Annotated in this window: 8 protein-coding genes and 2 pseudogenes; all 10 read left to right on the top strand. The window is 42.8% G+C overall.

Annotated elements, in window-relative coordinates:
- Positions 1 to 341 (top strand): annotated as a pseudogene (locus tag J7R05_RS06530) (PBSX family phage terminase large subunit); the annotation flags it as partial.
- Positions 326 to 2,368: a portal protein gene (locus J7R05_RS06525; protein WP_208541683.1), complete on the top strand. Its 2,043-nt coding sequence runs from the start codon at positions 326 to 328 to the stop codon at positions 2,366 to 2,368. The pseudogene J7R05_RS06530 and the gene J7R05_RS06525, both read left to right, overlap by 16 nt.
- A gap of 24 nt (positions 2,369 to 2,392) precedes the next feature.
- Entirely contained in the window at positions 2,393 to 3,352 is a 960-nt protein-coding gene (locus tag J7R05_RS06520) for a hypothetical protein (protein ID WP_208541682.1), read from the top strand.
- Between the two features lie 105 nt (positions 3,353 to 3,457).
- Positions 3,458 to 4,585: a N4-gp56 family major capsid protein gene (locus J7R05_RS06515; protein WP_208541681.1), complete on the top strand. Its 1,128-nt coding sequence runs from the start codon at positions 3,458 to 3,460 to the stop codon at positions 4,583 to 4,585.
- A gap of 28 nt (positions 4,586 to 4,613) precedes the next feature.
- Positions 4,614 to 5,045 carry a hypothetical protein gene (locus J7R05_RS06510; protein ID WP_208541680.1) on the top strand — a complete coding sequence of 144 codons (432 nt, stop codon included), beginning with the start codon at positions 4,614 to 4,616 and terminating at the stop codon, positions 5,043 to 5,045.
- Positions 5,046 to 5,102: 57 nt separating this feature from the next.
- On the top strand, positions 5,103 to 5,798 hold the full coding sequence (locus J7R05_RS06505; RefSeq protein WP_078689949.1) for a phage adaptor protein: 696 nt from the start codon (positions 5,103 to 5,105) through the stop codon (positions 5,796 to 5,798).
- A complete protein-coding gene (locus J7R05_RS06500) occupies positions 5,798 to 7,255 on the top strand; it encodes a hypothetical protein (RefSeq protein WP_208541679.1) in 1,458 nt (485 codons plus the stop codon). Before J7R05_RS06505 ends, J7R05_RS06500 begins: the two co-directional genes overlap by 1 nt.
- Positions 7,252 to 7,680 (top strand): hypothetical protein, encoded by a 429-nt coding sequence (locus J7R05_RS06495; protein WP_246468253.1) that lies wholly within the window; start codon positions 7,252 to 7,254, stop codon positions 7,678 to 7,680. Before J7R05_RS06500 ends, J7R05_RS06495 begins: the two co-directional genes overlap by 4 nt.
- Position 7,681: 1 nt before the next feature.
- The gene (locus J7R05_RS06490) at positions 7,682 to 8,725 is read left to right on the top strand and encodes a tail fiber domain-containing protein (RefSeq protein WP_208541678.1); all 1,044 of its coding nucleotides are present in this window, start codon (positions 7,682 to 7,684) and stop codon (positions 8,723 to 8,725) included.
- Positions 8,725 to 9,179 (top strand): annotated as a pseudogene (locus J7R05_RS06485) (hypothetical protein); the annotation flags it as partial. The gene J7R05_RS06490 and the pseudogene J7R05_RS06485, both read left to right, overlap by 1 nt.

The raw sequence follows: 9,179 nt of genomic DNA, 5'->3' as shown, positions 1-9,179 counted from the left end.
GCTTTGAGAGTGCTTTAAATGAGGCTGGTTTTGACACACAGGTTGTGCCCAATCAAGGGGCAGGGGCTGTTAAGATGCGCATTGAAGCCGTGCGTCGTATTTTGCCTTGTGTTTGGTTTCATGAAGAAACGACAGTCGCTGGCCGTAAAGCCTTAAATTGGTATCACGAGAAATGGGATGAAAAACGCGCCATTGGTTTGGGGGCTGAACATGACTGGGCAAGTCATGGAGCCGATGCCTTTGGTTTGATGTGCATTGTTTATGAAGCACCACGTACTCCATCAAAGCCAGAGCGTTATAGCGCGACAGAAAGAGAAACGGCATCATGGATGGCATTTTAGAAAACGACCTTAAAAAAACAACAAGTCTTGATGATGACGGGCTTTATAGACGTCTTAAGTCTTGGTACGGGGAAGATATTGAGCATGTCAATGAATGGCGAGAGCAAGCGCGTGAAGACTTTGATTTTTATAATGGACGTCAGTGGGCAGAAGAAGATTTAGCTGTTTTAAAAGCACAGCGGCGCCCTGTTATGACGTTTAACCGTATTGCTCCTCTGGTGAATGCCATTGTTGGAGCAGAGCGTAATAATAAACGAGAAGTACAGTTTCAACCAAGACAAGTTGGTGCAGCGATATCCAATGAATTGCTCACCGGGGCAGCAGAATGGTTTCGTGATGAAGCTGAAGCTGAATATGCCGATTCCGATGCCTTTCAAGATATGATCATTTGCGGTATGGGGTGGACAGATACACGGCTTGATTATGAAGCAAACCCTGAAGGCAAACCCACAGTAAGGCGCTTGGATCCACTCAAGATGGTGTGGGATGTGAATGCTGTAAGGCCTAATCTGGTTGATGCACAGCGCATGTGGTATGTTGATCGCAAACCCATCGAGGATGCCAAAAGCTTGTTTCCCAATGTGGCCAGTGAAGATCTGAATGCTGATTGGGCTATCGACAACACAACCGATCTTGAAGATTATCATGTTTCCCTTGATGCTTATAGTGATGACAATAATGGAACAGATGCAGTTTCAAGGAAACGCTATGTCACGCTTGTTGAGTGTCGTTGGTTTGAATATGAGCCTTATTACAAAGCAGAAGATCTTCAAACAGGTCAGATGCGTGATTATAGTGCCCAAGAGTTTAAACAGCTGCAAATGCTTGTACCGCAAATTCAAGGTGCGAGCTTTCATAAAAAGGTGGTTAAGCGTGCTTTTTTAGGGCGTCGTCTTTTAGGCAAGCCTGACAGACCATTAGCCCCTGATGGGCAGCTTGGATGGGAATGCATAACAGGCACGTTGGATAAGCTTAAAAACCAGTTTTATGGCATTGTCAGGCCGGCAAAAGACCCGCAAAGATGGTCGAATAAATATTTTAGTCAAGTGATGTATATCCTCAATAGCCAAGCTAAAGGCGGCATTATGGCTGAACGAGGTGCTTTTGATGATGAGCGCCAGGCCGTGGAGAGCTGGGCAAAGGCTGATACGATTACATGGCTTAAAAGTGGTGCTTTGGTTGGTGGAAAGATACAGTCCAAACCACGTGCAGAATTTCCCAATGGTTTTTTTCAACTGTTTAATGAGGCCCGTGAGTCACTTACACATGTGACAGGTTTATCTGCTGAGTTTATAGGAACACGGGAGGTTAATCAGGCGAATGTGTTGGAGAATACACGCCGCCAGTCAACACTCAATTTGCTTGCAGGTTTATTTGATAATTTAAAGCTGTATCGGTGCCGACAAGGAAAGATCATCCTTTATCTCATTCAAAACTATCTTTCCGATGGTCGCCTGATACGCATTTCCGGACCAGAAAAGGCTGAGTATGTATCCTTAACGCGTGAGGATGTCACCACCCTTGAGTATGACATTATTGTTGATGATTCACCAACCAGCCCGAATGAGAAAGAAAGAACATTTGCGGCTATTACTCAGATGTTGCCATTGCTTGGGAATTTCTTAACGCCAGATATGATCCCCGATCTTTTGAAACTCTCGCCATTGCCGGCAACTCTTGTGGCCAGTTTAACGGCCAAAGCGCAGCAAGCGCAAATGCAACAGCAACAACAGCAGATGATGATGCAAAACCAAGGGCCGCAATTAAGCCCCGAGCAACAAGCAAAAATTGCAGCTATTCAACAAGAAACTCAGGCAAAAGGTGTGCTCAATCAGCTGGATGCCCAAAGCAAACAAGTAGCACTGCAGCAGAAGAATATTGAGCTTTTCTTAAAGCAAGAACAAGCGCGTATGCAGCTTGAACAGCAAAGAGCAAGAAATGCGATAACTGAGCGAGAGATGCAGATCAGAGCATTGCAAATAGAGCTTGAAAATTATCGAGCAGCAACCATCAGAGGCAAAACTTAAACTTTAACGAAAAGGAACGAGATAATGGAAGAAAAATTTACCCCTGAAGAACAAGCCCTTTATGATGAACAATTTACAAGCGATTATCCTGTTGAGAGTATGCAAGATGAGAAGCTTGAGCAAGATGTTAAAACAGATGGAGAAGATGACACAGATGGACTAAATGAGGCATCTGAGCAGCCAGCAGAAGAGGTTTCTCAAGAGCCGTTAAATGATGATGGTGGCGAGAAGGAGTCTGAGCAACCTCGTTACGCTGTTGTAGAGCAAGAGCGCCAAGCACGTCAAAAAGCGGAGCAAGATGCTGCTGAGGCCCGTGAGCTTGCGCTAGAGATGGCACAAAAATATGCCGCTATCCAGCAAGAAATAACGCGCCGTCATGATGAAAATGTTCCTTCTTTAGAAAAGGATCCCAAAGCGTATATGACATGGATTGGTCAGAAGGTGCAAGAACAGCAAAGATTGCTTCATGAGTATTCGTATCAGAGAGAGCAGCAAGAGCGTGTCAATCAAGAGTATTATGAGCGTCAGCAATTAGGGGATTATTTTGAAGCAGCCAAGGCACAGGTTCAAGATAAATACCCTGACTTAGATCATATCATGGATTATCTTTATGAGTATGCAGATAATTCTTTTAAAGCAGATGCCAATCTGTATCCGCAACTTAACGATCCTGCGGTAAGGCAAGAACAAATTGGTATTCAATTACGTGATATATGTAAGCAATCTCAAAGGGCAGGCATTAACCCTGTAGAGGTGCTTGTGCACAAAGCAAAAGCGTTTGGATACTCTGGTCCACAGATGAGAGATGATGTGAGTGCTCTTCAAGAACGCACAACAGCAGCACGTACATTAGCAGCGCGTGGGGGGCAAGCTCCAACAGGGGGTGTTGATATAAAAACGCTTTCTTCCATGCCAGAAGCTGAGTTTGCAGCATGGGTTGAGAAAAATCCTGGGAAATTTGAACAAATTATGAGCGGGATGTGAAAGACATGCATCTTAGCTCATCAGAGATAACCAAGTGATGGTGCTTGGTTATGCTGCACAAGTGCGGCAATTTTTTAACCAAGATGAAGAAAGGCATTTAAAAAAATGGCGACAACACAAATAACGATCAATGCCCCATTAGCGGTTAGCGCTTGGGCTAAGATGCTCAATACAGAGACCTCAAAAGCATTGTCTATTGCACCGCTTATGGGGACAAACAAAAATAGTATCATCCAAGTGAAGGATGAATCAGGAAAATCAGCGGGTGATTCAATTACCATGGGATTACGGACCCAGCTTATGGGTGATGGTGTTAGCGAAAGTCAAACGCTGGAAGGTAATGAAGAAGCGCTTCAGTTTATGAGTGATAAGATACGCATTAATGAGCTTTCTCATGCTGTACGTGTTCCAAATGAAGGGTCGATTGATCAGCAACGTGTTTTGTTTAACTTGCGTAATGAAGCAAAGGATGCACTTGTTGATTGGTATGCAGACCGTTTAAGCATGATGTTCTTTATTCAAGCTGCAGGCTATACAGCACCATGGATGAAGTTTGAAGGGCATACCGTAACGCTTAAACCAGTGCATTATGGCTTTAATGAACCTTTAGAACCAAGCAGTAAGCGTGTTATTCGCCCAAATCAGAAAAAAACGGATGAAGCACTTGCAAAAGAAGATGTGTTTAATCTCAAATTAATCGATCAAGCTGTACAGAATGCAAAACTGGCTAATCCTAAGATTAGACCGGTACGGATTAATGGAGACAGTGTCTATGTGCTGTATCTTCACCCAACACAGGTGACCCAATTGCGTACCAATACAGATGAAGGGCAATGGCTTGACATTACCAAGGCAGTTTTTAGTGGAAGCCGTTCTAAAAATCCCATTTTTGATGGATCATTAGGGGTGTATAATGGTGTTGTTTTGCGTGAATCTGAACATGTGCCCAATGGTGTTGATTCAAAGACTAAAGAGCCTGTTTTGTCTGTTCGGCGTGCTGTTTTGCTTGGTGCACAAAGTATCATCATGGCTTATGGGCGTAGCAATAAAGGCAATGGAGCAACACGCTATAAATTAGTGGAAGAGCTGTTTGATTATGAGCGTAGATTTGGCGTGGCTGCCAAGACGATTATTGGCATGAAAAAGTCACGCTACGCTTTGCCCTATTCTAATCAGGGAGCACAAGACTTTGGCACCATTGTTATCCCATCTTTTGTTGAAGATAACATATAAACATCAATGAAATGAGTAGGATTTAATCATGACAAAACAACGTCTTATGACACAGACATTTGTTGATTTTACACAAACAACGGATGAAGGCATGCCACCTGTTTTGCAGGGGCGTGATATTCATACACAGCAGGTGAGCTTTTTTCGCTCGCGTATACAAGCAAGCGACACTGGGCTTACCACATCGGTTGGTGTTTTACCGCGGGGTGCTTTGATTAAAAGCATTACTGTTTATACGCTAACAGATTTTGAAGGGGCTACTGCAACGATTGGTAAAAAGCCAGGGGGCAGTGATTATGGGACCCAAGTACTTGAAGAGGAAGGTGTAAAAGAGGTCGAATTGCCTTTAAAAGCACGCAGCGTTCCCCTTCAGTTTGAAAATACGATTTATGTTACACGAGACAAGAAAAGCTCCAAAGGGGATGCTGAGATCGTTGTTGAGTTTTACACAAATCGTTAAAAGAGGGGGGCGTTTGTTCCTTACGTCCCCCCCTTTTAAATGTTGGGAATAATATTCATGGCTATTACGATTCATACAGGTGGCCCCATTGAGATAAAAGGGGAGATAGTTCCTCATGATCAAAATTTTATTCAGATGGTTGATGATATTCAAGATGAGATTGATGATCAAACCAATGAATATGTTGATCAGGTTCAAAATGCGATATTTTCAGCTATTCGCTTTTGTGAACGGTTTCCTTTTTACTTCAATGAAAGCCGTGAAATTGTCTTGACCACATTGCAAGGCAAAAACCGCTATGGAGATGAGGCTCATCCTTCAATCAGTGGGGCTATTCAGATTATTGATGCTTATATTGATGGGAATAATCATAATAAGTCAAAGCTTTTGCGGGTAGATCCGATGGAGATTGAAGGGCTTGATGAGGCGCATCATGGTTTGCCCACACGCTATGCTTATTTTGCACAAAAGCTTGTTTTCTATCCAACACCCGATGATATTTATTCCATCAGGCTTATTCTTGACCCTATACGGGTTAAAACCATTGAGAATGCGAGGCAAGCATCTGTATGGTTTTTGGAAGCTTATGAGCTTATCAAAACCCGTGCAAAATATGAGTTATATGCCAATATTATCAAAGAGCCACAGATGGCAGCAACAGCCCTTGCGATGTTTCAAGAACAGTTAAACGTTCTTCAAATTGAGACCTCACGGCGTAAAAACTTTGCACAGATTCAACACACGGATTTCTGATGACTTTTATCCCTATTGCTGAATTTAGACCAGACACTGCATTTATAAACAGTGGCTATTCGAATGAGATTGTGAATGTTTTGCCTGCCCCTCAGGCTTATATTCCCTTTCCAACGGTTGCACCTATCTCAGATCCGTTTCCCGATGAGATTTTAAGCGTGTATACTGTGCGTTCATCAGGTGGTGTGCGTATCATTGTGGGTTCACCAACCAAGCTTTACGCGTTTGATAATGGTACGCGTGGATGGAAAGATATCAGCAAGCCTGATACGCTCTATCATGCCAATGAGACAACGCCTTGGTCTTTTGCTTCTTTTGGGGATTACGTCATTGCTGTTAATAGCAACGATGCACCCCAGGTGCTTTCTTTAAAAAAGGATGAGAGATTTGATGATTTGGGAGGGGAGCCTCCACGGGCTGGTATTGTGCGTGTTTGGGGTGATTTTGTTTGTTTGATGAAGCTTACAGATTATCCAAACCGTGTGTATTGGTCAGGGTTAAATGATGCAGAATTTTGGACTGTTGGGAAAAACAGCTGTGATTATCAAGATTTTCCAGATGGTGAATATGTTCAAGGGTCAACACAAGCAACCAACCCATTTATTTTTATGCGATCGGCTATTTACCATGCGACATTTGTACCGGGCTCGAGCATTATATTTAGTTTTACGAAAGTAAAGGATAAAATAGGAGCCAAAAGCAGTATGGCCATTGCAAGCCGTGGAGAGCATACTTTCTTTGTATCTGATGATGGTTTTTACCAGATCAATAACGAAGGTGAGATGCTGCCTATTGGTTTTGGTAAAGTTGATAAAACGATTTTTACACTTTATCATAATTTTACACTTGATGAAATGCACGCGTGCATTGATCCGATTTATTCACGGGTGTACTTTTCGGTTAATGATGATATCGCTGGAATGCATATTTATGTGTATGATTGGATCTTACAAACATGGAGTGTCATCAAGGGGCATGATCTTTTCTTATTTCCCTTATTTGCAATGGGTTATACTTTAGAAGGTCTCGATGAAGTCTCAGAGCACTTGATAGATTTACCCGCTTCTCTTGATAGTAAAATGTGGCAAAATGGTGCGCCTGTCTTAGGAGCGTTTAATCAAGACAATAGATTTGGGCTTTTTGCTGGCCCGCCGATGGAAGCGGTGATTACCTCACAGACGATTGGCAATACGACAAGACAGATAAACCTGATGAGTGAGGCTTTTGTTCAAGGCGATACGACAGAGGGTTTATTAAGTGTTGGGGCTGCTTTTATTCTGGATGATAACAATCGGTTCCATTGGGCTAAAGAGCGTTGTGCGGGCTATAATCACGGGATGTATAATATTCGCTCACGAGCGCGTTATCACGCGTTGCGTCTGAGAATACCAGAAGGCACGCCATGGACGCATATAACAGGTTTTGAGGTGACGCTCAAACCTGCGGGTATCAGATGAATTTGAAAGTTTATAACACACAGCAATGGAGTGCTTGGCAAATAGCACCCTATTGGCGTGATATCTTAAAATCGATTGCTTATTTTATTGATAAGTTTCCCGATGATTATGATCTTGAGACGCTTTTGAGTGATATTTTAAAGGGGGAAAAGCTTCTTTGGATTATCGTTGATGAGCATGAAAATTTTATGGCTCATCTCACCACCCAATTGGATCATCTTGTTACAGGGGTAAAGCGTGCGGTTATTGTGACCCTTGGTGGAAAAGGTGGGCAGCATTTAAGTCAGATTATTCCGCATATTGAGGACTATTACAAAGAACAAGGGGCAGACGAGCTTATCATCATAGGTCGGCGTGGATGGGAGAGATCTCTTAAAGCGCATGGCTACTGCGTTAATCTTTTAGAATATAGAAAGCAGCTTTAACATGGGAAAAAGTAAAAAACCAAAGGTTACACAAAACACGACACAAACAAACGCCCCTCCTGCATGGGCACAAGGTATTTTTGAGCTTGGTGCCAATGATGCGATGAATCTCTACAACAATGGCAGTGGGAAGGAGGTTTATCAGGGTGATCGTGTTACCAATTTGAGTGATCAGACATTGGGTGCGATTACAGGACTTAACAATACGGCTCAAAACTATAATAACAGCTATTTAAATGGGCTTGCCACCGGACCAAATGCAACAAGTCAAAATTTAAGTAACATGGCCTCTGGAGCGCAAATAGGCGCTAACCCTTACTTTAATGAAGCCCTTCAAAAAACATTAAACAATACAGCCAATTCTATTAACAGTTCAATGTCAGGAGCAGGGCGCTATGGTTCTGGAGCGCATACGGGGGTTCTTGCTAATGAATTGGGGGGTATCGCAACCCAAGCGATGTCGCAGCAATATAACCAAGATGTCAACAATATGATGGCTGCTAATAGTTTGATTGACCAGGCAAACCAAAACCAGCTTGCAGGTGCTTCAAATTTCTTCCAAGGTCAAGGTCAGGCGAATATGAATGCGCTTGCGGGGGGAAGTTTGATTGATGCCAATAATCAGCAAAAACTGGATGCAGAGCGAGAAAAATGGGAGCAGCAGAATAATCTTGAATGGGATCAGTTAGGTAAATTACTGGCTGCAGGAGGAGCTGTTGCTGGCAATTACGGTACACAAACAGGGCAAGCGACAACGCTTGTTCCAAACAATCCATGGGCAACTGTTGGTAGTGTTGGGGGCATTATTGGTGGACTTACGGGGTTGAGTGATCGAAGAGCCAAGGAGAACATTGTTGAGGTTGGGTATAGAGATGGCCACAAACTCTATGATTATAACTACAAAGGGTGCTCTAAACGTTATCGCGGGGTGATGGCGCAAGATGTTCTTGCAACAAACCCTGAGGCCGTTTTCTTAAATACTGCCACCGGATTCTTGCATGTTGATTATAGCAAGCTTGGTTTTAATATGGAAAGGGTTGCCTAATGTCTAGGTTTGATGCGTTAGATCCATCTTTGGATCAAGAAAATGGTAGCAATAATAAAGGGTTTCTGTCTTTTATTGCCCGTTATGACCCGTTCCTTAAGCATATCAATAGACAGGACAGGCGTTATAATCGACAAAAGGCTACTCTTCAGGATCTTATTCGAGGCGTTTATGATGAACCTGAAGAAACGAGTAAAAAAGGGCTTAAAGATTTAATTGTATCTGTTACAGATTTAAAAAGTCAGATGCCTCCTTTATCAGATTATTCGATCAAAACAAACAATGGCCCCCAATCCTATCAGGGCAATTCTTTAGAGAATGCTGTGTCGTTGGCGCCCCAATCTGAATTTGTTTCTCCTATTGATATGCCTTCACAAAATGAAGCACAACAGCAACAAAAAGATGCAATGAATTATATTGCTGAGCTCAACAAAGGAGGATTAACTTCAGAGCA

The organism is Bartonella capreoli (genome assembly GCF_902813205.1).
Lineage (GTDB): Bacteria > Pseudomonadota > Alphaproteobacteria > Rhizobiales > Rhizobiaceae > Bartonella > Bartonella schoenbuchensis.
This window is presented reverse-complemented; position numbering and strand designations above follow the sequence as displayed.

Coding starts and splice junctions, on each gene's coding strand:
- J7R05_RS06525 (WP_208541683.1), top strand. CDS start 326: ATGGATGGCATTTTAGAAAACGACCTTAAAAAAACAACAAGTCTTGAT.
- J7R05_RS06520 (WP_208541682.1), top strand. CDS start 2,393: ATGGAAGAAAAATTTACCCCTGAAGAACAAGCCCTTTATGATGAACAA.
- J7R05_RS06515 (WP_208541681.1), top strand. CDS start 3,458: ATGGCGACAACACAAATAACGATCAATGCCCCATTAGCGGTTAGCGCT.
- J7R05_RS06510 (WP_208541680.1), top strand. CDS start 4,614: ATGACAAAACAACGTCTTATGACACAGACATTTGTTGATTTTACACAA.
- J7R05_RS06505 (WP_078689949.1), top strand. CDS start 5,103: ATGGCTATTACGATTCATACAGGTGGCCCCATTGAGATAAAAGGGGAG.
- J7R05_RS06500 (WP_208541679.1), top strand. CDS start 5,798: ATGACTTTTATCCCTATTGCTGAATTTAGACCAGACACTGCATTTATA.
- J7R05_RS06495 (WP_246468253.1), top strand. CDS start 7,252: ATGAATTTGAAAGTTTATAACACACAGCAATGGAGTGCTTGGCAAATA.
- J7R05_RS06490 (WP_208541678.1), top strand. CDS start 7,682: ATGGGAAAAAGTAAAAAACCAAAGGTTACACAAAACACGACACAAACA.